The sequence below is a fragment of the Nitrospira marina genome (assembly GCF_059568365.1).
This window is the reverse complement of the sequence record NZ_JCANTH010000001.1, coordinates 2748120-2772032: the sequence shown is the minus strand read 5'-3', so window position 1 is coordinate 2772032 and position 23913 is coordinate 2748120. Positions and strand designations below refer to the sequence as shown.

Genomic DNA, 23913 nt, shown 5'->3' with positions numbered 1-23913 from the left:
GCAGTTTCTGTCCCGGATATTTTCTGTTCATCCCCACCAAATTTGTCAACTGACATTCCGGGGGTTTTTGCTCATTGTACCCAGGACCATTCCTGCTCATGTTCAGTTAATGAGGGCACGCATTTGCCGGTTTACCCTGCCATATTTGTTTTGGTTTTTGGCCTATGGGCCGGTCTTGGAATGGCCGCTGAGGACGTGGAAAATACCGCCGAGGTGACCGGGGGAGAGGTTGAAGAAGTTCATGATATCGGTATGACCGTGGCCATTAAAAACCGGTTGTCCCGGGTCGATCGCCAATCTTTTTCCTCAATTGAAGTGTCGGTGAAGGATGGCATAGCCACGTTGACCGGGACAGCCGACAGTCTGTGGATTCAGCAGCGGGCCACGGAGCTTTCCCAGGCCATACGTGGCGTTCGGGGGGTCATCGATCGCATCTCAGTTGGGCCGGTCGGCACAACCAACGATTCTTCCCTGAAAAAACATCTTGAATACCTCTTCCTCGAAGATCCCGTGGTGGAACGCGACGACATTCATGTTGATGTGGTCAATGGGGTCCTCACCCTGAAGGGCCGGGTGCACTCCCGGCAAGAAAAACAGACGGCGCTCAATTTAGCCAAAATGGTCAAAGGCATTCGTGAGGTGCGGGACCTTCTGAAGGTGGAGCGTGTCCGGGATAGGCCGGATTCGGTCCTGAGGGAGGAAATCACCCATCGCCTGGCATTTGATGTCTGGGTGGTCAACCCATCTCTCTTACATGTCCAGGTGGAACAAGGTCGCGCGATTCTGACAGGACAGGTGGGAAGCGTGTATGAAAAAAGTCGGATTGCCGAATTGGCATGGGTCGAGAGTGTCCAGTCCGTGGACGTGGGCGGTATCACCATTAATTGGGTGTCGCCTGATCCGATGACGCGCACTCAGCGTCCCATGTTTACGGACAGGGAAATTTCCAATGCCATTCAAAAAGTGCTGGCGTATGATCGCCGTGTCGCTCCATTCGGGATCAATGTGACCGTCAAAAACGGGGAGGTCACTCTGAAAGGAAATGTACCCTTTCTCTCCATTAGACGTGAGGCTGAGCAAAACGCCAATAACACTGTCGGGGTCCAATCCGTGAACAATCTTATCACGGTCCAGTCCAAAGCGACTCCAAAAGATGCCGATATTCATGCCCGGTTATTGGCAGCGTTTTCACGAGATCCTGTCTTGGAGCCCTTTACCCTTGAGGGATCGGTCAAAAAGGGAGCCGTTTTGCTGACGGGGACCGTCGATTCGATTTATGAACGAAACCATGCCGAAAACGTGGCTTCCCGGATCCGAGGCGTGAGAAGCCTGACCAATCACATCAGCTTTTCAATTCCCGAAATCGAGAAAACGGATTGGGAAATTCAACTGGATTTCGAAAACCAGGTGTGGTGGAGCCCATTCTTATCGAGCCAGGATATTGTGGCGACGGTGGAAGATGGGAAGGCGACTCTGTCCGGATCGGTACAGCATATGCACCACCGGCTCATGGCGGAACAGCAGGCCTTTGAGGCGGGAGCCTCGATGGTGATCAACCGGTTGCGAGTAGGAAAATCTCCACCTTCTTCTAGTTGGTCAAGCCGGGAAATTTATGCCCGACGTTAAAATTCGTGCTGATGAAGAGCAAGACCAATTCAATTTCACGCTAACCCTCATCATTTAAAGTGCTGAATGCTACTGGAAGGCATACGATCCTCTCCACGCCGTGTTTACGTAATAAACCTCAAGGGTTAAGTAGAGTGGCGCGAATAACCGGGATGCGTAAAATTGAGAGAATTTTTTAACGTTATGGCTTTTATCACCTATAGGGAGGTCGATTGTTATGAAATGCACCATTAGCACCCCTGGCCAACTTGTGGTCCTGACACTCACCGTAGATCTCAGTATTAATACTCCTAATTTGAGTCGAACCGATTTATTGTTGGATCGTGTGGTCTCGTCGCCGATTTCCTTACTCATTTTAGACTTACGGTCCTTGTCATGTGTGAACTCTATTGGGACCTGGACCATCTTCCAGATTGTGTTTAAAGCCAGGGAACAGGGAAAAGGTGTGTTCCTTTACAACGTGCAACCTTCTATACAACCCTATTTGAAGGAGGCAGGAATATCAGAACTGTCCACCATTATTGATACCCAGGAGGAGCTCGGGAATGTATTGGAAGGGAATTACCGGCTTCCGAGGTCATGTGCAAATGGGGAACGCGTGAAGACCTCATTAGAGGAAAGGCAGGTACCATCCGCCGGAATAGCCTCGTTGTAGAAAAAGCGCCAGGCTTCAGAATGGTATGTGACCTGTGGCGGGGGGTAGAACGAAGAATTGAAGACCGACACAATTATGTTGATCACGTTCATACACCTGGTTAAGGACAATGATGGGGGAATGATATCGGATGATTTTCGGCGCATGCTCTTTCGTGGAAACCGTGAGGTAGGGTAAAATTCACACGCACTTTGCGGAAAGCCGAAACTTCCAGTGACTAGAAAAAAAACCCCGTCCAAGGGTCGATTCGTACCTTCCCCTCCCCCCTCACCGAAACAATCTCCAACTGTCAAAAAACCACGGAAATCCTCACGCAGCTCAAAGCCTCCTTCTTCTGAACCAACGCCTTCACCACGTCCACAGGGAGTGGTGGATATTACCCCGTCCAATGCCTTTCCCATCGTCGGGATCGGCGCTTCGGCCGGAGGGCTCGAGGCATTGTGCCGGTTCTTTTCAACACTTCCAGACAATAGCGGAATGGGTTTTGTGGTGATCCAGCACCTGGCTCCCGATCGCGAAAGCCTTATGCCGGAATTGCTGGCGCGGAAGACCTCTCTGCCGATTCATGTCGCGGTAGATGAAACGTTAGTCGAACCCAATCATATTTATATCATTCCTCCCAATACGCAATTGAGCATCGATGGTGGGTTTTTGCGAGTGGACCGGCCTTCACAAGTTCATGGCTTTCGAACGCCCATTGATACGTTTTTCAAATCCCTGGCCGAAGATCAAGGTCCATTTGCCATCGGGGTAATTCTGTCCGGCGCGGGGTCCGATGGAGCAGTCGGGCTTCGATCCGTGAAGGAACAGGGCGGGTTAACGATTGCCCAATCAGCGGAAACGGCCCAATTTTCCGGAATGCCGACGAGTGCCATTCTGACCGGATTAATCGATTATATCCTACCGGTCGAAGCCATCGCGGAGGCGCTGATTCTCTATGCGAAATATTTATACGATCTACGGGACGGGAAGGGCCTGGAAACCCTTCGTGCAGAAGCGCTGACTCACTTAGAGGTGATTTGTTCGCATCTGTACCGTCGGACCGGACACGATTTCCATGGTTACAAACGCAATACGATGGGTCGGCGGGTTCAGCGGCGCATGCAGATTCTGCACATTGCCTCTCCCGCGAAATATGTCAAACGATTGCGGGAGGACCCGGAAGAAGTTGATGAGCTGTTTAAGGAGCTGTTAATCGGTGTGACGCAATTTTTTAGAGATCCGGAAGCCTTTGCGTTTTTCTCCGACACGATCATCCCTAAGATCGTCAAATCCAAACACAACAATGAAGCCATCCGGATCTGGATACCGGGTTGTTCGACGGGAGAAGAAGTCTATTCGCTCGCTATCCTTTTTTATGAATACCTCCATCGGGAACATCTCAGTATTCCTCTTCAAATCTTCGGGACGGATATCGACGAGCGGGCATTGGATATTGCCCGCCGTGGACGATATCCGGAACGCATTCAGGAAGATGTGCTGCCCGATCGACTGTTCTCGTTCTTTGAACAGGACGGTTCCTGTTATCGGGTTGCCAAGGTGATACGTGAGTTATGCATTTTTTCCTTTCATAATCTCGTCGGCAATCCCCCCTTTTCTCGCATGGATGTCATTTCATGCCGGAACCTGTTGATCTACATGGAACCCAATCTTCAGAATCAGATGTTTGCCGTCTTCCATTATTCCCTCAACCTTGAGGGTTACCTGTTCCTCGGCGCATCGGAACAGGCGGAAGACCAATCCCGATTCTTTCGCCCCGTGAATAAACGGTTTCGAGTGTTTCAACCAAAAAAGATCATGCGCCGCACGTTTCCCAAATTCCCGATACAGGCACCGCGTGGCAGCATGCCCACTCCGAAACCTGCTTTTTTTCCCCAAATTCAGGATCCCTTCATTCATACCTTCGATCAACTGGTCAGAGAGGAGTACGGCCCTCCCGGGGTGTTGATCGATAAAGAGTGCCAGGTGCAATATGTCTCCGGCCGGACCGGGACCTATCTGCAGCTTCCCTCCGGTTCGGTCAACGTGAATTTGCTCAATATGGTCATACCGGATTTGCGTATGCCGTTACGATCCGGCATCTCAAAGGCCGTGAAAACCGGCAAGGAAGTGGTCCTCCCCAATATTCCATTGGCGGCGAATGATGATAATCAATCTGTGGATATCATTGTCCGTCCGCTTGTTCATGCCAAGCAATCGTCTGATCTGCTGATGGTGGTCTTCCGTGAGAAAGGGTTAATCCGGAAATCTTCCAAAGGCCCGAAGAAATCGAAAGGCGAGCACCGGACGATAAAGGAATTGGAGCAGGAAATTCACACCACCAAGGAGCATTTGCAATCGGCCCTGGAAGAACTGGAGACCTCCAACCAGGAATTGAAATCTTCCAATCAGGAATTGATGTCGGTCAATGAAGAACTGCAATCCGCTAATGAAGAACTGCAAACTTCCACCGAGGAATTGCAATCGATTAATGAAGAATTAGAAACGGTCAATGCTCAACTGTCCGGAAAAGTGGAGGAATTGGATCACGCCAATAGCGATATGGAAAATCTCTTCCGGACGACGGATATCGCCACATTATTTCTTAATGCCGATTTATGTATTCAGAAATACACTCCGGCGGCCCAAGAAATGTTCCAGTTTTTGGATACCGATATTGGCCGTCCCATTACCCAATTGTCCTCATTTTCTAGAGACGAAACGTTATTGGCGGGTATTCGGGATGTGCTGCGGACCTCACAGCCCACCGAACACACTCACCGAAATTTTCATGACCCTCGGACTTTCTTCTCACGAATGGCTCCCTACCAATCCAGTGACGGTCAGATCCAGGGAGTCGTGCTGACTTCTGTGGACATCACGAAGCTTCGCCAGGTGGAAGATCAAGTGCTCCGTTTTTCTCAACAACAGAAGGTGATGGCGGAGTTCGCACAGTTGGCGCTTCAGGAAAGAGATGTGCAGAAGGTCATGGACGAATGTGTCAGACTTTTGAGTCAGACCTTACCAATTGAAATGGCCAAAGTGCTGGAATTCTTGCCGGGAGAACAGTCCCTCCTTCTTCGCGCCGGGGTAGGGTGGAAAGAGGGATTGGTCGGCCAGGCCGTGGTGAGTGCCGATCACAATTCCCAGGCGGGGTATACGCTGATAAGCGACAAGCCGGTTGTCGTCAAGGATCTCTCCCGGGAAAGCCGGTTTTCGGGGCCCTCGTTACTAATTGATCACCAGGTGGTTAGTGGAATGAGTTGCATCATCCGGGATCAGGCAGGCAATCCGCATGGAGTGCTCGGTGTGCATACGACATCCAACAGGGAGTTTCGGGAGAAGGAGGTGGAGTTCCTCCAAGCCGTGGCCAATATTCTGGCCTCGGCCATACACCGGAAAAATATCGAAACTCAACTGCAATCTCTGACCGAATCGCTGGAACGCCGTGTGGATGAGCGGACACAGGATCTCGTCCAGCACCAACACCGACTGCGTCAACTGTCGTTAGACCTTATTCTTACCGAGCAACGGGAACGGCGTCGCATTGCCACCGAATTACATGATTATTTAGGACAGTTGCTGGTTGTTGGAAAGATCAAAGTCAGTCAGTTGCTACAAACCGATCTCTCGAATCAGCAGGCACCTCTTGTGCGGGAAATGGAAGAATCTCTGGATGAGGCGTTGCAATATACGCGGGATCTCATCCCTCAAATCAGTCCGTCCATCTTGTATGAATTCGGGTTTATGGCAGCCGTCCGATGGTTGGCCGAAAAAATGAGCCGGTATGATTTGCACGTCACGGTGACATCCCATGTTGATGAACATCAATTGAATCTTTCCGAATCCGTCTCAATTATCCTGTATCACGTCATCAGGGAATTATTGCTGAATGTGATGAAACATGCCCAAACTGAGGAAGCCTCTATTCTGATCAATCCCGTCTCGTCAGAGGTTTTTGGAATAGAAGTCGTGGATCGCGGATGCGGGTTTGATCTGTCCTCAACCCGCGAAACCCATTCCCACTTTGACAAATTTGGCCTGTTAACCGTGCAAGAACGCATAGAAGGTCTTGGAGGCAAATGTGAGGTCCTTTCCAGGATCGGGGAGGGCACTCGAGTGCTGATTGAAGTGCCTATTTCCGTTCAAGGCGCTGATAGGGAATCCATTCAGCCCTCCTCTTCTCCCATGGCGGTACAGGTTCCGACTCCCGGAAAAACGGAGGAGGGTATTCGTGTCCTCCTGGCGGATGACCACCCCATATTCCGTGAAGGATTGGGCACCATGTTGAATGCCTGCCCCGATATTCAGGTGGTCGGAGAAGCCGAAAACGGTGAACAGGCTGTCGAGCTTGTTCAGACTCTTCACCCTGATGTGGTGGTGATGGATATCAATATGCCGGTGATGAACGGAATAGAAGCCACCCGTCTCATTAAAGCCAGCCATCCGGCAGTCTATATTATTGGCTTATCCATGCATGGGGACCAAATCGTGTCCAATAATTTTGCTGAGGCTGGAGGAGACGAATATGTGTCTAAAGGAGATTCGTTCGGTTCCTTCGCCGAGGTCATCCGCAACAGTCAAAAACAACATGGTTCCGAATGAACACCCACCGTGGTTGTCATGCTGAGCTGAAGGCGAAGCATCTAGCAAACCCATAGTCCGGTCGAGTCGGGCACCAGCTCCTTCGGCGTTCCCCAGCTGTCGGAATTAAAAATTTTGAATGTCTTCCATGACCGAAGCAGGATGTTCATAAGGCCTGTCCCCGCCTGTTGTTGTTGTTCGGCTCGAGTGCGCAACTTTCAAAATCTTTCTGCGGATTGGTTTCATCGCGAGTCGGAGGATTGTCATTATTAACGATTCCCTTCACGTAGATGCGCAGACTGGTCCTGGCTTTCCCTTCATGGGCATGATGTCATCCCGTTAGCTTGAGTCCCTCTTTCCCTCATTCAATCCCCCTAATTTCATTCGACCTTTTTCAAGGGATCTTCACGTCTAGACCCAGGGTTTTGGGTAGTAGTCGCTTTTCGAGTGGGAAACTACAGTCAGACCATGAACATGATTTCTTACCTTAAGAACGAAGGAGGCCTTATGCAAACCTTTACCCTGTCTGCGATGAGAAACGAGCACCCCGATGTGTTCCCTCAATTGGTTCAGCAAATGCAACAATCACATTGTTCACGGTGCGGAGGAACGATGGTCGAAGAGACGTATATGGATATTTTCTCCGACTATGAGGATTTTCAGTTTCAGGCCAAGCACTGCATTCAATGTGGTGACGTCATCGACCCGTTTATTTTGTTGAACCGGTTGCGAACACATTCAGGTGAGGCTCCGGCCGTGAACTCCTTGTCTCAGCCGCGGCATCGTGAAAATGGATTGGTCATGACCGGGTAACAAGCCGGTCATTCATTCTTGGTGGATTCGACCACAAAATGGTCATATTAAAGGGCAAATATCATGAATGGCAAACAAGGCGGTTTTTACTGGATGTGTAGCATTCTCCTGAGTCTCGTCATGGAGGGGCAGGGCATTGCTGCAGATATGCCGAAGGAACCCGGTGAGGCCAATCTCGTCAATGAAGATGTGAATATCATTACGGGATTGTATGTGAGGGAATACTCCCTCAAAGGAGATGGAGTCGTGGATTATAAAACGGCCCGACAAATTATTTTTTATGAAAATAATAAATTCTGGAATACGGTCGTTGAAACGGTTGAATGGCCCTTGTTCTATTGGCTGGATGACAATCGAGATGGCATCTTCGACCAATTTGTCGATCAGCGGGTGGAAGGCAATGGGGCCTACATTATTCCGTATTTGCCGGTTTCGGAGAACTAGTCTATGCCTGATTTGAAAAGGACGGCTTTTATTTTCAGCATTCTGGTGTGGGCGGTTCCCTGCGGATGGGCCTTCCCCTTCGCACAGCCGGCTGTGGCCGAACAGATGTATTGGCAGAAGCAATCCGTGACCTTCCTGGGAACCACTCTTGACCTGAATGGTGAACCCAAAGGAATTGTAGCTGAACTTGACATCTCGTTTCGGAAACAGGAAGGTCAGGAAGTTCTGAATGTGACATTTGCGAGCGGCCCGGGAAAATTTTCACCATTGACTCAAGTGGCTATTCAATCCGGAATCGTCTCCGCGGCTCGTATGGCCGGTCTTGATCCTAAGACCTGGAATATATTTCTCAAATTTCCGACCCCCGGTGTGACGATTTACGGAGATAGTTTGACCGCGATGGTGAGTGTGGTGGCTCTGGCCATGGCCAATGATAACTCTATCCTCCTGAACCGGGTGATGACCGGTAAAGTGACCCGTGATGGTCATATCGGGGCGGTGGGAGGGATCCCACTGAAAATCCAGGCCGCCTTTGAGGAACATATCCCAAGAGTGCTTATTCCTGACGATCGCTTTCCCGAAGACAATGATTGGCAGACGCCTTTTTTGATGCAGATTTCTCCCGTCAGTACGGTGTTGCAGGCCTATCAGATGTTGACGGGAACGACTCTTCCGAGGCCCGAGAAGGCCTCGGGATTGATGGTGGTGCAACATACCAACAAGAAATAAGCATAGAAGGCTAGGCGGGGTTTTTTTGTTGACAATATTTCCTGACGATGGTGACTAAGCTTTCCGCCGGACCTCCCTTTGTGACAAATGCCGTCGCCCCTGCCTCCCGGAACCATCGGGCCACGTCCGGGGTGTCGTAAACGGATAATCCGATCATGATCGTATCGGGAAGGACCTCTTTGATTCTTTTAATGGCCTCCAGACCGTCCATCTTGGGCATATGAAGATCCATCACCACGACGTCGGGGCGGAGTGACTCACAGAGGGCAAGGGCATGGTTTCCGTCTTCTGCCTCTCCCACGACTTCAAAATCCACTTGAGCGTTCAAAATATGGCAAAACCCCTCACGGACCATCTTATGATCGTCTGCGAGAAGAATGCGGATTTTTTCTGAAGGAGGATGGGAAATATAAGCCTTCTTGACGGCATGCACCGGTGTCGGTTTGGCAGCACGTGGTTGGAAATCCTCACAGCTGTGTTCTATGGGAATACGCAGGAGGACTTGAGTTCCCTTCTGCGGGGCTGAATGGAGAATCATTTCTCCGCCGAGGGCTTCCAATCGCTCCCGAATACTAAAGAGTCCAAAATTTGTTGGGGATTGTTCACTTCTCTCTTCAGGATTTTCGCTAAACCCGCAGCCAAAATCCTTTACTTCGATCAGCAGATGGTTGTCCTGTTGCAGAGACAGATTCACCATCACCTCATTGACGCCGGAATGTTTGAGCACGTTATATAACAGTTCCCGAACGGATTGAAACACGAGAACGGCCTGATCCTCCGGCAGGCTTGGCGTCTCATCTGCACTTTTCAAGGTAACCGTCAATCCCTGTTTACCCATTTCCGTTCCCAACCAGACGAGAGCGGCATGGAGTCCGAATTCATAGAGACAGGTCGGACTGAGTTGGCTGACCAATGTCCGTGTATAAGTCAAGGATTGATCCAGGAGGGTATCCGCCTCCTGAATCACCTTTACGAGGGTTTCCTTATCCGAAATCGCTTGACCCTGACTTAATTTCAGTCGACAGACGACAAGGAGCTGAGCCAGATAATCATGAAGGTCCGTCGCCAAACGGCGTCGTTCGCGTTGTTCGGTGACGGTGAGATCGGAGGCCATGGCGCGAAGCCGTTCCTGGTTGCGAGTAAGTTCCTGAGTGCGTTGGATGACGCGCTCTTCCAAGGTGCGATTCAATTCGGCTAATTTGTCACTGGTATCTTTTTGAGCGCTTTTGTCTCGGACCACCTTGGCAAATCCGATCAGTTTGTCGCTGGGGTCGCGTATGGCCGTCACTGCACCGCTGGCCCAAAATCGGGAGCCATCAGCCCGTACCAGCCAATTGTCATCATCCCCTTTTTCCAGGGTTTCCGCCCTCCGCAACTCGGTGGCCGGACGACCATTGCGCAGGTCTTCAGCGGTGAAGAGGAGAGAAAAATGTTTATGCAATGCCGCGTCTTCTGTGTACCCAAAAAGCCGTTCAGCTCCGGAATTCCAATGCGTAATGTTCCCAAGCAAATCAAGCATGATAAAAGCCAGGCCGGTGGCGCCATCAACAAATAACCGGTACTTTCTTTCGCTCTCCCGGCGAATCCGCTCATTCTTTTCCCGTTCCATGGCATAGTGCAAAATTCGGGAAAGCAACACGGCATTCATCGACGATTTAGGGAGATAATCCTGAGCCCCTAATTTGATGGCTTCAAGGGCAAGCGGTTCATCCTCATGCACGGTTAACACAACAAGGGGAATGGCCGAATTTGCCGACCGGATTCGTTTCAACGTTTCCAGGCCATTGGTCTCCGGCAGATTTAAATCAAGAAGGATGACGTCAAACGGCGTGCTGTGAAGGATGGTCAGAGCCTCTTTCAGCGTCGACGCACGGGTGATATGAAAGGGGGACATGCCGGAGGCATCCTTCAGCCGCTCGCGCACTAATTCTGCATCGGCAGGATTGTCCTCCACGAGCAGGATGGAATATGTCGGGGATGGGAGATCGCTCATGACTCTGACACTTTTGGAGGAAGTTTTACCACAGAGAGCCAAAAATCTTCGAGTGATTGAATCATTTTGATGAATTGCAAAATATCAATGGGTTTGACCAGATACGCATTGGCATGCAGATCGTAACTCCGCAAGACATCTGCTTCGTCATCAGAGGTGGTCAGCACCACCACGGGAATTGTGCGGGTGTGCGTATCGGATTTGATTTCCTTTAGAACCTCTCTCCCGTCCTTTTTTGGAAGGTTTAAATCTAACAGGATAAGGTCTGGTCGGGGAGCCTGTTGAAAGGGTGCAGTCTGCCGAATGAAGGCCAAGGCGTTGACCCCGTCTTGAACCACATGAATCGTATTCTGGAGGCGAGCTTGCTGAAAGGCCTCCTGGGTAAGCCGGATATCAGCGGGATTATCCTCTATGAGTAAAATTTCAATAGGATTCTGCATGAAGATTCTCCGGGTTATTTAGGTAAGGTAAACGAAAATGTGGATCCTCTTCCCACTTCGGATTCGACCCAGATGCGGCCTCCACGGCGTTCCACGATTTTCTTACATATGGCCAGACCGATTCCGGTGCCCTGGTACTCTTCCCGCGTGTGCAGTCTTTTGAATGGAAGAAAGATCCGCTCGGAATATGCCGACTCGAGGCCGATCCCGTTATCCTGTACCGAGAAGGTCCACCCGTCGGACCTTTCCTGGGCAGATACATGAATGTGTGGCGGTTTCGGGCCGTGAAACTTTAGGGCATTGGTAATCAGATTCTGGAGAAGATGGTGGAAATGCGACCGATCGGTCTGAATGGTCGGCAGAGGGTCATGTGTGATCGAAGCCTGTTTGTCCTCAATGGCCATGCGGAGATATTCGAGTATTTCATTGAGTACCTCCTCGACGTGGACCGGAACAGCGTTCAGTTCCTGGGCCTGAATTCTCGAATATTTCAGGAGGTCTTGAATAAGGGTTTGCATGCGATTCGCTCCATCGGTCACGAATCCAATAAATTCCTGACCCTGTTTGTCCAATTGCTCTTTATAGCGCTCCGCCAGCAACTGCGTAAAGCCATGAATCGTGCGGAGAGGTTCTTGGAGATCATGAGAGGCTATATAGGCAAATTGTTCGAGATCCTCGTTTGATTGCTTGAGAGAGGCTGCGTGATTGGCCAATGTGAGGTTTTGGATAGCAAGGAGGTTTTCCAACTTCTTTTGCTGGGAAATATCCCGTGCAATTTTCGACGCGCCTATAGCGTTTCCCCATCGGTCGATAATGGGAGAAATGGTCAGCGACACCGGTATGTCCTGTCCGTCTTTCCTACGTCGAATCGTTTCAAAATTTTGAATCGGCTTCCCACTCTGGAGTTGTTCCAGGATATTCTTTTCTTCGGCAATCCGGTCTGGTGGAAATAAAAATGGCATATATTGCCCGATGCTCTCCTGTGACGAATATCCGAACATCTGTTCGGCCCCGTTGTTCCAACTGGTGACTTGTCCTTTGAGTGTTTGTCCGATAATGGCGTCGGGGGTGGATTCCACGATGGAGGCTAACCGAAGCCGGACCTCCACCCCCTGACGATATTGATAGGTGAGGAGGGCTGTTGCCCAAATCATAAAAAGCGATAAAAGACGGTTGGTCACGGCATTGCCGGCAATGGTGCTCCCCGAATACACCACGTTCACGCCGGGTGAATAGATCACTCCAATAATGGCAAGGACCGTGCAGACTCCCGCGACGATGAATGGGGATTTGGCATGGGGTAAATAGGAAGTCAGCAGAATGGCACTCACATATAACATGCCAATCGCAACTCCTGTTTTGGTGAAGAGATCCACCACAAAAATTCCGCCAATGAGAACGCTGATGGCTACCAGCAGGATGATATCCAAACTTTTTGCGTGAGAACCGGATTTGACCCGTTTTTGAACCGTCATCATAGGTTCACACTCTTCCTTCTAAAACTGAATACCAGCATACGCATTTCCGGTTCTATGTAAATGAGAAGGTGAACACAAACATGACCTCGAATGATGCGACGGATGCTGCTCTCCCTCGGCTGCGGTTAAGCAGAACAACGTTGAGGACCTGTCGTGAAAGAACGAAATTCGAAAAAGTATAGCTTCAACGAATTAGTCTTGTCTAAGAGTAAAAGCCCCAAAATGTGACCCACCGGGTCATCCAGGGTTGTTGTTTAATCAACCCAGGGTTTTTCTCAGGTCTTGCCGCCTAAACGATTCTGTATAAATAAGAAAATCAAGGATGAAGAAACACATGACAGCCTTGATCTCGGGATCAAGGATTTCAACCGATCGCCAAATGGATTCAACATAAGGAGAACACAACCCATGAACACCAGTCTTGAACAGGAAACGATTCATCCAAAGGGATTGGGGCAGACCAGAATGTCCCGTTGTTTGTTTGGGGATTGGCCGCGGCGAATGGTGCTCAAGTTGGCTCTTCCCGTTACAGACTTGCCGCCTTCCTTGGTGTCGTGCAAGGAACACATGAGCACTGATATTAAAGCCTGTTAAAAATACGGGAGGAGGAACCAGATTTATGTCTACGATCGTTTTAGTCATACTCATTCTTCTGCTGGTCGGGGCCTTGCCGGTCTGGCCGTACAGTTCATCCTGGGGCCCATATCCCAGTGGCGGGCTCGGATTGGTGCTGGTGATCGTGCTGATTCTGGCTTTGACAGGAAGATTGTAAGCCGCGCTCCGAAATCCTTTTGTTCATCATGAAAAAGAGGGAGAAGTCTGTTATGCCCTTCAATAAATCCACATGGTCGGCCATCGTATTCGGTTCATTGGTGTTGGGTTCGATGGGAGGAATGCTGTTGGCTTCTACAAACCCCACTGACTCAAAGGTGTCAGCGACCAACCTAAGTGAGCCTATAACTACTTCAGCCCTACAAATTGTCAATGAGGAGGGTAAGGTCCGTGCCACGCTGGGTCTGTGGGACGGTAATCATCCGGCACTTATCATGGGAGATGATGACTGTGACCGTCGAGCGTCTCTTGCCGTGTATGGGAAGGAGCGAACCGGATTAACTCTCTATGGAGAGGACTGCAAGCGGCGGGTGGCATTGGAAGTTCAGAGTGATGACCTCCCTATGTTCGTCTTGCGGGATCATTTGGATAATCCCCGCGTTCAAGTCGTGTTAAATAAGGACGGGAGTCCCCTGGTCCGGTTGTTTGATGCGAATGGAAAAGCCTTGTGGGAAAAGTCATAGCATCTTGAGTATTGTTTTTATTACACATTTTTTCCTGAATTTAAAAGCATCATGTCACGGCATAGGGCATAAAAGAAGGCGATCAGTGTCTACCGATTCAACATTTATGAACACGACCTGGAGAATGAAGCGAATGTTCATCACGGGAATCATATTATTGATCGCCAGTGGCCTTTCTGGGATGGTATTTGCTGCGGATCAGGACAAGCCCAAAAGCTGGAAGGCGGTGTCGGGCCCGAAAAAGTTGGTTCCGGACATTGGACCCCCGGCCGTGGTTATGGACTGGCAACGTGGAGATCCACCGTATCAATCCGTCGGAAAAGGAGACACTCAAGAGGCTCCGGACGGTATGGCTTTTTTCCTAGCGGAAGCGGCTTTAGGGGATAGTTTACAGGATACATCCCCCGGTGGACTTCAACCCAATGGGCATTCAAACACTCCGTCCGGTGAGGATTCCCCCCTCATAGGGGGAGGGATCCGGACGCCCCCCGACATCGGAGCTTCAGGTACCTCATCTTCCACTCCTCCGGTTCGAACCGAATCACCCACAGACGAACCCAACATTCTTCCGGATGTCTCACCTGTTCCCACTGATCCCTCGACTCCGGAAAAGCCTCCGGTCAAAGAGAGTGAGCCGTTGGGACAACCCAACCAGCTACTAAAGACGCCGGAAAAAATGAAACGCTTTTGAGCGTTGTCTGTGTGCCGGAAGGAGGGCCGATTCGTTGCTGAAAAATTGAAGCCGTTCGCCCTTCCTCAAGACTTCATAAAAAAAATGAGACTCAATTGGTTGTCTCTGAGCATATTGAGGAACTCTTGTATGAAGGGGGAACCTCTTTTGGCAGGCTCAATCTAATCTAATGTGGGATCGATCCATAAACGAATGCGGACATTTTTCGCTCCGGCTTCGTAGGCGTTTGCCACCGCATCTACAATTTCCCCTCGATTTTCCACTCTTCCAGAGAGGGTGACGATCCCGTCGTGAGCTTCAACACGAATGGGTATCGAATTCACAAATGGGCTCCAATAAAGCTCCTCTTCAACCGCTTCTTTCAATGCCTGATCGGTCATCTTTTTCCATGGAAGGTTCTGGTTTTTGATGCGAAGTTGATTGTTGACATTCGTGGCTCCGGCGTCATAGGCCATTTCGACCACATCCACCAAGGCATCCTGATCTTGGACATATCCTGAGAGTACCGTTTCGCCCTGTCCCACGTGAACCGTGATCTCACCATATTCAAACGGACTAACTTCCAAACGCCGTTGAATGCGATAGTGTATCTCTTTGTCTGAAAGCACAGAGGTATTGTCGGCGGATAACGGATCATGTGCTCCGGGAGTAATGGCTTCGTCAAATCCTGCTGCAGGGACAGACAGGATCTGGCCATGGGTTTGTTCCATCATAGCTGCAATGAAAAATGAACCTATTAAACATACGCTTACGAAAAAACGTTGGCATGGGAATTTCATAGGCACCTCCAGAACGTTTTTGCCATTCTCCGATTGGCCAGGAAAGCTCTCACTTCGATTTATTCCTATAGCCGGCCGTGGCCGGAGCGATGGCAGAGAGCAGACAATTTCTTATCAAAACATATCAAAATGAGAGAAAACGAAACCTGGTTTAAACCCTGGGTGTTCGAGCAAAGATCAGGGAGAAGGTGGAAACGGGGGGATAGTGAGGAAGATCCGGGCTCCTCTGAAGGTAAAAATCAAGGAAGTTGTTCTTTGAATCGGAATCGTTCGTTCGCAGATGCAAAAGCTTCTATTTTTTAGGTCGAGCAGTCAGAAAATTGTTCCCGATGCCAGGTCAATCCAGGCTTTAAAATAGCGAGCTATGTCTTCAATCATCTCCATCAGCAGGTTTTTGGGTGGTTTCGTGGGTGGCATGAATAAGCTGAACGGCTTTTTCGGGATCACTTTCCGCCGCAAAGGTTTCCGCGGCGGTAAGGAGCATCTCGGATTTGACCAATTGACTGTTTGAACTCTGGGTTGAGTGAGACTTGAGGAGTTTGAGGATATGGGTGGCTTTCAATGCCTGATCAAGCTGATTGTCGTCAAGCAGCCGATGGATTTCTTGTAGAATTTGACTATCGATTTCCGTAAAGGAGAGGTCCTTCTCCGTTTCATCGGCAGGCGGGGTCTTTGGCGCTTGGGAAATCCAGTGAATGGCCTCAGGAGAAAGAGTGAAACGATCCTGGCGAATGGTTTCCATGAGAAACCGCAATACCTTCCACGCATGAATTGTGAGATCTTCAACTCTTTTCATGCCGAGTGTAGATTGAAGAGCCAAGACGTCTTTGCTCATTTCATCGGATATGGTGAATTGGATTTTCATGTTTCACAGGCCACTTTTTTTTCATCAAATCAACTTCAGGATATAGCAGAATAGAGTTGAAAGACGACTGGGTAAAACCCTGGCCGTAGCCGTTTTTTCTGATCCGCCCTTCAAATTGGAGGTTCAAGGGTTTTTTCCAGTTACGCTGTTTCGTAATTCTTCTTATATTAGGCTCCTAGAAAAGATTGGGAGCCGATTGTTGGATATGTGTTGGGAGAACTTATGCGCATGAAACCCAGTAAAGATTATCCGGTTAAAGATTTCAAGCTCAAGGGATTAAACGGTATCTCAGATAAAACGTTAGAGATGCATTTTAATCTCTATGAAGGGTATGTGAAGGCCACCAATTCCCTTACCAGGCAAATCGGGGAGTTTTTGATTGACGGGCAGGTGGATCAGGAGGAAATGCCGGCCTATTCTGAACTCACCCGGCGGCTGGGATTTGAATATAATGGAATGGTTCTCCATGAATTGTACTTTGGAAATATGACCTCCCAAGAGTCAAAATCTCCCCAAGGTCAGGATTCCCTACTGAAAGCTTTTGAAGGCAGTTTCGGGAGTTTTGAGACCTGGAAGACCGATTTTTCAAGCGTGGGGAAGATGCGGGGAGTGGGCTGGGCTGTATGCAATCTCAATCCGGAAAACGGCAGGCTTTCTAACCATTGGATCAGCCTTCATGAATTCGGCAATATTGCAGGTTTTCGTCCTGTGTTAGTGATGGACGTGTGGGAACATGCGTATTTGTTGGATTTTCCACCGTCGGAACGAGGCAAATATATTGAACATTTCCTTTCCCAAGTTCATTGGGATGTTGTTGCCAAACGTTTAGAGGGTCGATTATGAACAACCTCATCTACAGTGGCCCGTGCGCGCCAAGTTTTGCTGTTCGATGTCCTTCTCCTATTCCGCAACCCGATCCTAACCCTAACCCGGACCCTTTTCCTAATCCTGGACCTCTTCCAAACCCTATTCCTGACCCACCGGGACCACCCACTCCTCCTCCAACACGGCCCCCTATACCAAAAATTTAATCATTTTCCCTTCCTCGATATCATGGGTTATCTTAATAAAGCATGGATTTGCTGATCCAGAGCACAAGTGAGCAACCCTGAAGGATCAAAGCCCTTGGGTGAATCATACCGTTTTCCCGAATTGGAACCCATGGGGTTGTTTGTTGTAGACTTATCTACCTGATTCTTTCATAATGTCTTGCCTAGGATTTCCATTTTAACAATGTCTATCTCATTCTTCTTTTGACATGAGTAAAGCGCGGGTACTCTTAGCTGAAGATCACGTCCTGGTTAGTGAGGGGCTGACCAAACTGCTGGAAACTGATTTCACGCTGGTGGGGACGGTTGTAGACGGTCATGCATTAGTGAAAGCCGTCAAGAAACATACACCGGACATTGCGATCATTGATATTTCATTGCCGCTATTAAATGGGTTGGAAGCCGCCCGACAAATAAAAAAATGTGAACCCCAAACAAAATTGATTTTTCTCACCATGCATTCCGAGGAACATTTTGTCCATGAGGCCTTTAAGGCGGGTGGGGTGGGGTATATTTTAAAACAATCTGCGACGGCAGAATTAGTGTTTGCCATTAAGGAAGTGTATCAGGGACGCACCTACGTTTCTCCCTCTATTGCCCAGGGTCTTGTCAGTCAAGCACTGAACCCCTCTTCTAATTCGAAAAAAGCCCCTCAGGCAGAGACTCCCGCATTGACTCAGCGCCAAATAGAAATTCTTCAATTGGTCGCTGAAGGGAAATCCAATAAAGACATTGCGGTCATATTAAATCTGGCCGTCAAAACCGTAGAATTTCACAAGACCCGGGTCATGCAAGTATTGGGACTCAAAACGGCCTCCGAACTCACCAAATATGCTATTTCCAATGGAATAATTTCTGTTTAATCGCTGCTCGTAAGTGTCATTTACCTTCAGGGGTGGCATTTCTAGCTAGTCAAGGGGAGAAATCCCTAATTTGACCGCGTATTTCGTCAGATCTGCCTTGGAATGAAGGCCAAGGGCCTGCACGATTTGCATCTTATGGAACGCGACCGTGCTTTGAGAAATGGTCAACAAGTTGGCTATGTCTTTCGCCGAAAAGCCTTGAGCCACAAGCCGTAATACCTCCTGCTGCCTGGGTGTTAATTTTCCAGAAAGTTCGGTGCCCGGCATACCATCCATCTGGGCAAAAACCGCATTTTGTACCTCCTCAGGAATAAGGGGAGAGAGGTATTTCTGCTTTTCCTGAACCTGGTTAATCGCTGATAACAATTCGTTCCCTGCCGTTTGCTTCGGGACATACCCTTCACCGCCGCTACGAAACGCCTCCATGATAAAAGTAGGCTCTAAATGCATAGAAACAAAAATTATTTTAATGGATGGACATATCGTTTTTAACATTCGAGCAGCTTCGTACCCGTTTTGGTCAGGCATGGAGATGTCCATGAGGAGAATGTCGGGTTTTGTTTGCCGGATTTGGCTGGCCAAATCGCTTGCGCTATGGGCCTCCCCAACGATGTCATGATGGGGTTCAAGCAGTTTTTTGCAGCTCTCTAACACAAGAATATGGTCGTCAACAAGAAATAATCGTGCTCGCTTAGTTGTATTCATGCCGTAAACAAGTCCAGTAAGTGACAGGTCTCCCAGGTGTCAAAGAAACATCCTACTTTAACACGTCCCTTTTAGTCTCTTCTCCATATTCTTCGTTCCGTTAAGCGAAGTACCTTACTGTAGCCAGGGTTGGCCCAGTCGCCAACTGGACAAAACCCTTGTATTGACCTGGTTGATGTGGACTATGACGACTGGCGGAATTTCCATTTCTCCTCCTTGAGAAACTGCTCGAGGTTCGTGTCCGATTTGGGAGACTCTTTTTTATTTCATTTGCGCATTGAGGGAGAGAGAGAGTCCGGGATGGCCATTTTAAACCGGGGGAATGAAACAATCATGGAGGGGAATCCCCTCCATGATTTGCTTCATGATGATGAAAATATCGTGAGGCTTGCAGCCTCACAAGGGACAGGATTACTCCTTTTCAATCTTCACGACTTCTCCTGAATGAGCATCCACATAGACTTCTCTGGTTTTTTCATTTTCGTCAACGATTTTCACTTCGAATACAGTCTTGCCGTGCTCTTTTTCCAATTCGGCATCCACAGCCTTGCCCTTCACCGTTGTCATGGCTTTTTCCACAGCCTCGACAAGCGTGATTTGAGTGCCCTTCAATAATTCGGCTTTGTCATCACCAAACAAGGCTAAAGCCGAGCTGATCGGCAGAAGACACGTGGCGAACGTGAGACTGAGAATTAAACGATTCTTCATAGCGGACTCCTTTGTTGTGAATATGATGATCAGTATGCTAGCGCAGACCTTCAAGGCAAAGTATGCCCTTACCGAACGCCTGTGGCATTAGACAAAAGGGCGGGATCCAACCTGATGTTGTCTGCCCAGGTAGGTGAATTTCAAAAGAATTGTTGGCCATTCTGTGGGAGAAAACACCCAAAATTGACCCAAGGATTCATGAATGGCTTCGCCGCTGAGACCAAACGTGGATGAGGGTATGAGGTATTTCGAATATGTGTCCTTGTCATCGGCATTGGTGGGAGATGTGTGTCTAGAGATCCAGTCGGGAAGATTTTATGGAGTGCTCAAAAAGGTTCGTTCAATAAGGCTGTACTTGCATGGACGAACTGCCGGCCAGGGACCCTCGGCTTACTGTTCAACGCTCCCTGATGATTATAAGGCAGATAAGGTATAACTAGGCCGACAATGGTATCGAGATGGTGATGGTTGTGCCCTTCTGAGGAGAGGAAATGATATCTAAGTGTCCCTTTACGGCCTTAATGCGTTCGCGATAAAAGAACAGGCCCAGATGCCCTGGTTCCTGTTCGAGTTGCTTGACTTCTGGATTAAACCCGACTCCGGCGTCCGTCACCCTTATGCGTAGCTCTTGTTCCGAAGGACATTCCCAAGAAATCGATGCCTTTGCGACTCTTGCGTGCTTTAGGACATTAAACAGCAACTCCCGAACGGTTTTATAGACCACGATGCTAATATTTTCTGCAACCTGCACCGATGGGACGACCTCAGGACCCGATACGGTTAAACCAAAGCGTTGCATATCCGCAATGAGGTATTGGAGTGCGGCCAGTAATCCCTGCTGGTGCAATATGGCCGGGTGTAAATCCGAGATCAGCGTTCGGGTAAAAGACAATGATTGATCGATTATTCCGTCAACCTCCTGAAGGAGCCTTGAATATGCTGGAGTGATGGTGTTTGGGTCAATTTGGACGAGCTTGAGCCTACAGGCGATGAGCATCTGGGCAAGATAATCATGTAATTCATTTGCCAAATGTTGGCGTTCACGTTGTTCGACAAGAGCCAATTCCACCAACATGGCCCGCAATTGTTCCTGATGGAACACCAGATCTTTTGTCCGTTCGGTGACCAGCTGATTTAAATACGAATTATTTTCAGACAGCCGGTTTCCGCTTTTGACCTCCTCTCGCATCTTGACTGTCATTTCATTTTGAATCTGCATGAGTTCCACGAACGCCCGCTGGTTGAACTTTTCCGGTTCTTCTCCGATTAAAATGAGAGCTTGAGAAGAAGTTTTTTGGACTAAGCAGTCGAATGTGTGAGGGTTGTGAGACGAATCGATGAAATTGAGCTGGACCCGCTCGTGGGAGTTGGATATTCCAATTTCAAGAACATCCTGAAGGCGATGTTGGTCCGTTGTGGTGAGAAAATCTCAGATGGTTTTGGTATCAAATTCTGTTTTGGATATATTGAGTTTATGTAACAGGACGTCGTTGTAGACCTGAATTCGTCCATCAGAACTGATCACACAATACACGATAGTATCTGTTTGATTAAGAAACGCTTCAAGGAGCAAAATTGAATCACCCAGAAAATCTTGAAGCTCACCTTGTTCTTCCCGGGGAGGAAGGCGTTCCAGTTCAAGAATTTGAGTGATGGTAGGATCCAATTTGAGGCCCTTGGGAAGCATCTCATGGGAAAGACGATGTTCGGGACTTTTATGCCAGGCGTGAAAGGTTTCACGATCGGTCCACCGCGTCACCAGGTGAAAAATACTTGGATCGGTGGGAGGATTATATACTTCTATTCCTAAAAACCCCGGAACGGCATCTACCAACCGGGGACGTTCTTGAAAAGCTTTGGCCACGTCCTGCTCCAACCCGTTTGCAACCTTGAATCGTGAAATCACAAGCACCATTATCGTGTTTTCCTCATGCCAAAAGGGACGTTAAAGAGCGTAAATCGTACGCAAACCCATCCGCCCCGATATCTTGAAAGACATCGGGTAGTGACCGAAATGCGGATCCGCCAACAAGGATGCGCGGGGTATACTCCGGGGGAAAATGTTTTCTGATGTCTTTGATCAAATCTCTCACAGTCGGGACCTTGAGAACCATCGTTGCGGAAATACCGACAAGGGCGGGCCGGAATTCCTTGATCATTTGAAGGATTGCCTGGTGGGGGATATTGACACCTAAAAACCGGATATCCCATCCCTGCGATTCGAGCAGGTCCGCCACCATGTGGGATCCGACTTGATGGAGCTCTCCTTCCACACCGGTGATGATCCCTTTCCCTTGGAAAAGTTGTGCAGATTTGACGCGGGGATAGACGTTGGCCATCACATATTGGGTGATGGCCGTAGCCACGTGTTCTTGGGCGACCGAGATACGATTGGATTCCCAGAGTCTGCCGATTTCATATAACGATTCTTGAAAGAGTTCTACATAGACATCGGAGAGAGAATCGGTGGTTGAAAACGCCTCGAACGCAATTGTTCCGGCAGCATGGCGATCTCCGGCCAAAAGAGCTTGAAGAAAGACCTCCTGATGCAATGCTAACGGAGAGCGTGGGTGTGCGGCCGTAGGAGCTACCGGTCGTGGGGACTCATGAGGGCTTTCTATTAAATGGGCCCGCACGATCTTTTTTTCGAACTCGGTAAGATGGGGGTCCAATGCATGAGAGATTTGATTCAAAAACTTTTGGAGGACACTCTGGGGAATATTCCTTGCCTGAAGCACATTGGTTGTCCAACGTACGTATTGTCTGAAAGTTTCCTCCGTTCCAAATTCAATGGCCGTTCTGAGAAAAGTCAAGTGGTAACGGGCGTCGGCGGCACAGTGTGCCTTCCCTGATTCTCCATACCCATTTGTCTCGGGATGATGTTGAAAGAACTGTGTCGTAATAACTTCAATCACATCCCCTTCAAGGAACTGCAATTTTTCTGCCAGCCGGTGTCGGTCGCTATTGGTGACGTCTTTCATAAAAATGGAGCAAAGATCATGGAAATCATAAATGACTCATTACTTTACGAAGATCATGAAAATACGAGAGAGGTTTGCAGGGTGAGCGGTGTCGGTTTTCGAGTGATGCCAGGAAAATAGTGCAACTTTGTTAGTTTAGCTCTGCCAAGACAGCATGTTCAACCTGGAGTGGGGTGATCATTAAAAACTGGTAATTTATTTGAAATAAGAAGGTTTGTATAGAGTGAAATGGGAAAACTCATGGAACAGACAGGAAAGCCTGACACGACAGCCTGAAGGTCCGACCCCCATTGCTCTGCGAGCTCTTTTCTCTCACTTAAAAACCTGGGTCTTCAGAGGAAGGCGTGGGTAAATGTATCAGCCGATGGTTGAGGCGATATCCCTGAAAGTTCAAGTGCCCACTGATTTGTAACAAGTTCACGACTCGCAGATCCCTGCTGGCGGTTCAACCCACAGTGAACCAGGTTGCTGGCAATAATTAGGTCACCCATCTGTACGTTTTGAGAATGCGGAAGATAGACAGATTTGCATGAGAAAAGTTTGGAAGCCAGTATTGGCTTTATACATTCCGATGCCGGTGAAGATTCACTGTTCAGACTATTTCATTGCATGGATATATGCCCGTTGTAAATGGAAAGTTTATCTAGTGAGGAAGAACGGATCTTCATTCATAATTGCGTAGATTTTCATCGGCAATGGTTGGGCTATGTGTTTAAAATCAAAATTGAAAGGAGGAGCTCATGCAAAGACAGAAATTGAACAGTTCATGTGTGGGGGTTGCGATGATCCTGTTCGTGGTGGCATCGGGCGTGATTCCTTATCATAGTCATGCCTCTGCACCTGACCAAAAGGAAGTGGCTCCTGTTGCGTCTGGAGTAGTGGAAGGCCGGGTGATTGAAGTAGAACGGTTGACTCTCGTGATGGAAAAATCAGACGGAGAAGTCGTTCGCGTTCCCATGCCGGGAAAAAGCGCGGAATCTTCCGCCGACTTTAAAAAGGGAGATTACATTGAGGTGGCCATATCTCCTGAGGGAATAACCACCTCTGTCAGAAAAATTGCTAAAACGGAGAACTGACAGACATAATAAGTAAAAATTTGTGCCGTGATAGGGAACCTTGGAGAACCCGGCCATGAAATTACCCTACGCTCCGTTGTCGGGAAGAAAGTGAGGGTTTCTTGCTAAATGCCGTCTGCGCTCATCCACCATGTTCATGCCAGAATTCCGAGGGTGAGGA

23 protein-coding genes are annotated in these 23913 nt (G+C 48.9%); 13 read left to right on the top strand and 10 right to left on the bottom strand.

Going from position 1 to position 23913, the window contains the following annotated elements:
* Positions 1-123 precede the first annotated feature (123 nt).
* The 6 genes from LX98_RS11635 to LX98_RS11610 all read left to right on the top strand — a co-directional run bounded on the left by LX98_RS11635 (position 124) and on the right by LX98_RS11610 (position 8830).
* Positions 124-1626, top strand: coding sequence for a BON domain-containing protein (locus LX98_RS11635; RefSeq protein ID WP_496429058.1), 1503 nt, complete (start codon positions 124-126; stop codon positions 1624-1626).
* A gap of 217 nt (positions 1627-1843) precedes the next feature.
* Positions 1844-2281, top strand: a complete 438-nt coding sequence (locus LX98_RS11630; protein ID WP_496429057.1) for an STAS domain-containing protein — start codon at positions 1844-1846, stop codon at positions 2279-2281.
* A 369-nt stretch (positions 2282-2650) separates the two neighbouring features.
* Positions 2651-6865: a chemotaxis protein CheB gene (locus LX98_RS11625; RefSeq protein ID WP_496429056.1), complete on the top strand. Its 4215-nt coding sequence runs from the start codon at positions 2651-2653 to the stop codon at positions 6863-6865.
* A gap of 486 nt (positions 6866-7351) precedes the next feature.
* Complete coding sequence (locus LX98_RS11620) at positions 7352-7657, top strand: hypothetical protein (RefSeq protein ID WP_496429055.1); 306 nt, start codon at positions 7352-7354, stop codon at positions 7655-7657.
* A gap of 63 nt (positions 7658-7720) precedes the next feature.
* Positions 7721-8101, top strand: coding sequence for a hypothetical protein (locus tag LX98_RS11615; RefSeq protein WP_496429054.1), 381 nt, complete (start codon positions 7721-7723; stop codon positions 8099-8101).
* Positions 8102-8104: 3 nt separating this feature from the next.
* Positions 8105-8830: a S16 family serine protease gene (locus LX98_RS11610; RefSeq protein WP_496429053.1), complete on the top strand. Its 726-nt coding sequence runs from the start codon at positions 8105-8107 to the stop codon at positions 8828-8830.
* Between the two features lie 10 nt (positions 8831-8840).
* Here LX98_RS11610 and LX98_RS11605 read toward each other — a convergent pair whose 3' ends face one another.
* Genes LX98_RS11605 through LX98_RS11595 form a run of 3 tightly spaced genes read right to left on the bottom strand, consistent with a single transcriptional unit; the run spans position 8841 to position 12741 of the window.
* The gene (locus LX98_RS11605; RefSeq protein WP_496429052.1) at positions 8841-10823 is read right to left on the bottom strand and encodes a response regulator; all 1983 of its coding nucleotides are present in this window, start codon (positions 10821-10823) and stop codon (positions 8841-8843) included.
* Positions 10820-11263, bottom strand: coding sequence for a response regulator (locus LX98_RS11600; RefSeq protein WP_496429051.1), 444 nt, complete (start codon positions 11261-11263; stop codon positions 10820-10822). Before LX98_RS11600 ends, LX98_RS11605 begins: the two co-directional genes overlap by 4 nt.
* 14 nt (positions 11264-11277) lie before the next feature.
* The gene (locus tag LX98_RS11595) at positions 11278-12741 is read right to left on the bottom strand and encodes an ATP-binding protein (RefSeq protein ID WP_496429050.1); all 1464 of its coding nucleotides are present in this window, start codon (positions 12739-12741) and stop codon (positions 11278-11280) included.
* 408 nt (positions 12742-13149) lie between these two features.
* Here LX98_RS11595 and LX98_RS11590 point away from each other — a divergent pair, with 408 nt between their 5' ends.
* The 4 genes from LX98_RS11590 (at position 13150) to LX98_RS11575 (ending at position 14727) form a co-directional block, all read left to right on the top strand.
* Entirely contained in the window at positions 13150-13335 is a 186-nt protein-coding gene (locus LX98_RS11590) for a hypothetical protein (protein ID WP_496429049.1), read from the top strand.
* Between the two features lie 25 nt (positions 13336-13360).
* Positions 13361-13513 carry a DUF3309 domain-containing protein gene (locus LX98_RS11585; protein ID WP_312640318.1) on the top strand — a complete coding sequence of 51 codons (153 nt, stop codon included), beginning with the start codon at positions 13361-13363 and terminating at the stop codon, positions 13511-13513.
* Positions 13514-13565: 52 nt separating this feature from the next.
* Positions 13566-14036, top strand: coding sequence for a hypothetical protein (locus tag LX98_RS11580; RefSeq protein WP_496429048.1), 471 nt, complete (start codon positions 13566-13568; stop codon positions 14034-14036).
* Between the two features lie 85 nt (positions 14037-14121).
* Positions 14122-14727 (top strand): hypothetical protein, encoded by a 606-nt coding sequence (locus LX98_RS11575; RefSeq protein ID WP_496429047.1) that lies wholly within the window; start codon positions 14122-14124, stop codon positions 14725-14727.
* A 161-nt stretch (positions 14728-14888) separates the two neighbouring features.
* On the opposite strand, the gene LX98_RS11570 is transcribed toward LX98_RS11575, so the two are convergent.
* Together LX98_RS11570 and LX98_RS11565 are read right to left on the bottom strand one after the other, a co-directional pair.
* The gene (locus LX98_RS11570) at positions 14889-15506 is read right to left on the bottom strand and encodes a BON domain-containing protein (protein WP_496429046.1); all 618 of its coding nucleotides are present in this window, start codon (positions 15504-15506) and stop codon (positions 14889-14891) included.
* 370 nt (positions 15507-15876) lie between these two features.
* Positions 15877-16371 carry a hypothetical protein gene (locus tag LX98_RS11565; RefSeq protein ID WP_496429045.1) on the bottom strand — a complete coding sequence of 165 codons (495 nt, stop codon included), beginning with the start codon at positions 16369-16371 and terminating at the stop codon, positions 15877-15879.
* A gap of 228 nt (positions 16372-16599) precedes the next feature.
* Between LX98_RS11565 and LX98_RS11560 the strand changes: the two genes are divergently transcribed.
* Both LX98_RS11560 and LX98_RS11555 read left to right on the top strand, forming a co-directional pair.
* Positions 16600-17214, top strand: coding sequence for a Fe-Mn family superoxide dismutase (locus tag LX98_RS11560; RefSeq protein WP_496429044.1), 615 nt, complete (start codon positions 16600-16602; stop codon positions 17212-17214).
* Between the two features lie 415 nt (positions 17215-17629).
* A complete protein-coding gene (locus tag LX98_RS11555; RefSeq protein WP_496429043.1) occupies positions 17630-18283 on the top strand; it encodes a response regulator in 654 nt (217 codons plus the stop codon).
* A 45-nt stretch (positions 18284-18328) separates the two neighbouring features.
* Here LX98_RS11555 and LX98_RS11550 read toward each other — a convergent pair whose 3' ends face one another.
* The 5 genes from LX98_RS11550 to LX98_RS11530 all read right to left on the bottom strand — a co-directional run bounded on the left by LX98_RS11550 (position 18329) and on the right by LX98_RS11530 (position 22677).
* Positions 18329-18988 (bottom strand): response regulator, encoded by a 660-nt coding sequence (locus LX98_RS11550; protein WP_496429042.1) that lies wholly within the window; start codon positions 18986-18988, stop codon positions 18329-18331.
* Between the two features lie 411 nt (positions 18989-19399).
* Positions 19400-19696, bottom strand: coding sequence for a PepSY domain-containing protein (locus tag LX98_RS11545; protein WP_496429041.1), 297 nt, complete (start codon positions 19694-19696; stop codon positions 19400-19402).
* A 436-nt stretch (positions 19697-20132) separates the two neighbouring features.
* Positions 20133-20915, bottom strand: a complete 783-nt coding sequence (locus LX98_RS11540; protein WP_496429040.1) for an ATP-binding protein — start codon at positions 20913-20915, stop codon at positions 20133-20135.
* A gap of 210 nt (positions 20916-21125) precedes the next feature.
* Positions 21126-21611: an antibiotic biosynthesis monooxygenase gene (locus tag LX98_RS11535; RefSeq protein ID WP_496429039.1), complete on the bottom strand. Its 486-nt coding sequence runs from the start codon at positions 21609-21611 to the stop codon at positions 21126-21128.
* Between the two features lie 13 nt (positions 21612-21624).
* A complete protein-coding gene (locus LX98_RS11530; RefSeq protein ID WP_496429038.1) occupies positions 21625-22677 on the bottom strand; it encodes a cobalamin-dependent protein in 1053 nt (350 codons plus the stop codon).
* 740 nt (positions 22678-23417) lie between these two features.
* Between LX98_RS11530 and LX98_RS11525 the strand changes: the two genes are divergently transcribed.
* The gene (locus LX98_RS11525) at positions 23418-23753 is read left to right on the top strand and encodes a hypothetical protein (protein ID WP_496429037.1); all 336 of its coding nucleotides are present in this window, start codon (positions 23418-23420) and stop codon (positions 23751-23753) included.
* Positions 23754-23913: the final 160 nt, after the last annotated feature.

Excerpts from the sequence above, each read along its gene's own strand:
- LX98_RS11600 (WP_496429051.1), bottom strand. The coding sequence starts at position 11,263 with ATGCAGAATCCTATTGAAATTTTACTCATAGAGGATAATCCCGCTGAT.
- LX98_RS11615 (WP_496429054.1), top strand. The coding sequence starts at position 7,721 with ATGAATGGCAAACAAGGCGGTTTTTACTGGATGTGTAGCATTCTCCTG.
- LX98_RS11535 (WP_496429039.1), bottom strand. The coding sequence starts at position 21,611 with ATGGTGCTTGTGATTTCACGATTCAAGGTTGCAAACGGGTTGGAGCAG.
- LX98_RS11630 (WP_496429057.1), top strand. The coding sequence starts at position 1,844 with ATGAAATGCACCATTAGCACCCCTGGCCAACTTGTGGTCCTGACACTC.
- LX98_RS11595 (WP_496429050.1), bottom strand. The coding sequence starts at position 12,741 with ATGATGACGGTTCAAAAACGGGTCAAATCCGGTTCTCACGCAAAAAGT.
- LX98_RS11605 (WP_496429052.1), bottom strand. The coding sequence starts at position 10,823 with ATGAGCGATCTCCCATCCCCGACATATTCCATCCTGCTCGTGGAGGAC.
- LX98_RS11585 (WP_312640318.1), top strand. The coding sequence starts at position 13,361 with ATGTCTACGATCGTTTTAGTCATACTCATTCTTCTGCTGGTCGGGGCC.
- LX98_RS11610 (WP_496429053.1), top strand. The coding sequence starts at position 8,105 with ATGCCTGATTTGAAAAGGACGGCTTTTATTTTCAGCATTCTGGTGTGG.
- LX98_RS11550 (WP_496429042.1), bottom strand. The coding sequence starts at position 18,988 with ATGAATACAACTAAGCGAGCACGATTATTTCTTGTTGACGACCATATT.
- LX98_RS11560 (WP_496429044.1), top strand. The coding sequence starts at position 16,600 with ATGAAACCCAGTAAAGATTATCCGGTTAAAGATTTCAAGCTCAAGGGA.
- LX98_RS11545 (WP_496429041.1), bottom strand. The coding sequence starts at position 19,696 with ATGAAGAATCGTTTAATTCTCAGTCTCACGTTCGCCACGTGTCTTCTG.
- LX98_RS11565 (WP_496429045.1), bottom strand. The coding sequence starts at position 16,371 with ATGAAAATCCAATTCACCATATCCGATGAAATGAGCAAAGACGTCTTG.
- LX98_RS11540 (WP_496429040.1), bottom strand. The coding sequence starts at position 20,915 with ATGCAGATTCAAAATGAAATGACAGTCAAGATGCGAGAGGAGGTCAAA.
- LX98_RS11555 (WP_496429043.1), top strand. The coding sequence starts at position 17,630 with ATGAGTAAAGCGCGGGTACTCTTAGCTGAAGATCACGTCCTGGTTAGT.
- LX98_RS11525 (WP_496429037.1), top strand. The coding sequence starts at position 23,418 with ATGCAAAGACAGAAATTGAACAGTTCATGTGTGGGGGTTGCGATGATC.
- LX98_RS11570 (WP_496429046.1), bottom strand. The coding sequence starts at position 15,506 with ATGAAATTCCCATGCCAACGTTTTTTCGTAAGCGTATGTTTAATAGGT.
- LX98_RS11530 (WP_496429038.1), bottom strand. The coding sequence starts at position 22,677 with ATGAAAGACGTCACCAATAGCGACCGACACCGGCTGGCAGAAAAATTG.
- LX98_RS11580 (WP_496429048.1), top strand. The coding sequence starts at position 13,566 with ATGCCCTTCAATAAATCCACATGGTCGGCCATCGTATTCGGTTCATTG.
- LX98_RS11620 (WP_496429055.1), top strand. The coding sequence starts at position 7,352 with ATGCAAACCTTTACCCTGTCTGCGATGAGAAACGAGCACCCCGATGTG.
- LX98_RS11590 (WP_496429049.1), top strand. The coding sequence starts at position 13,150 with ATGAACACCAGTCTTGAACAGGAAACGATTCATCCAAAGGGATTGGGG.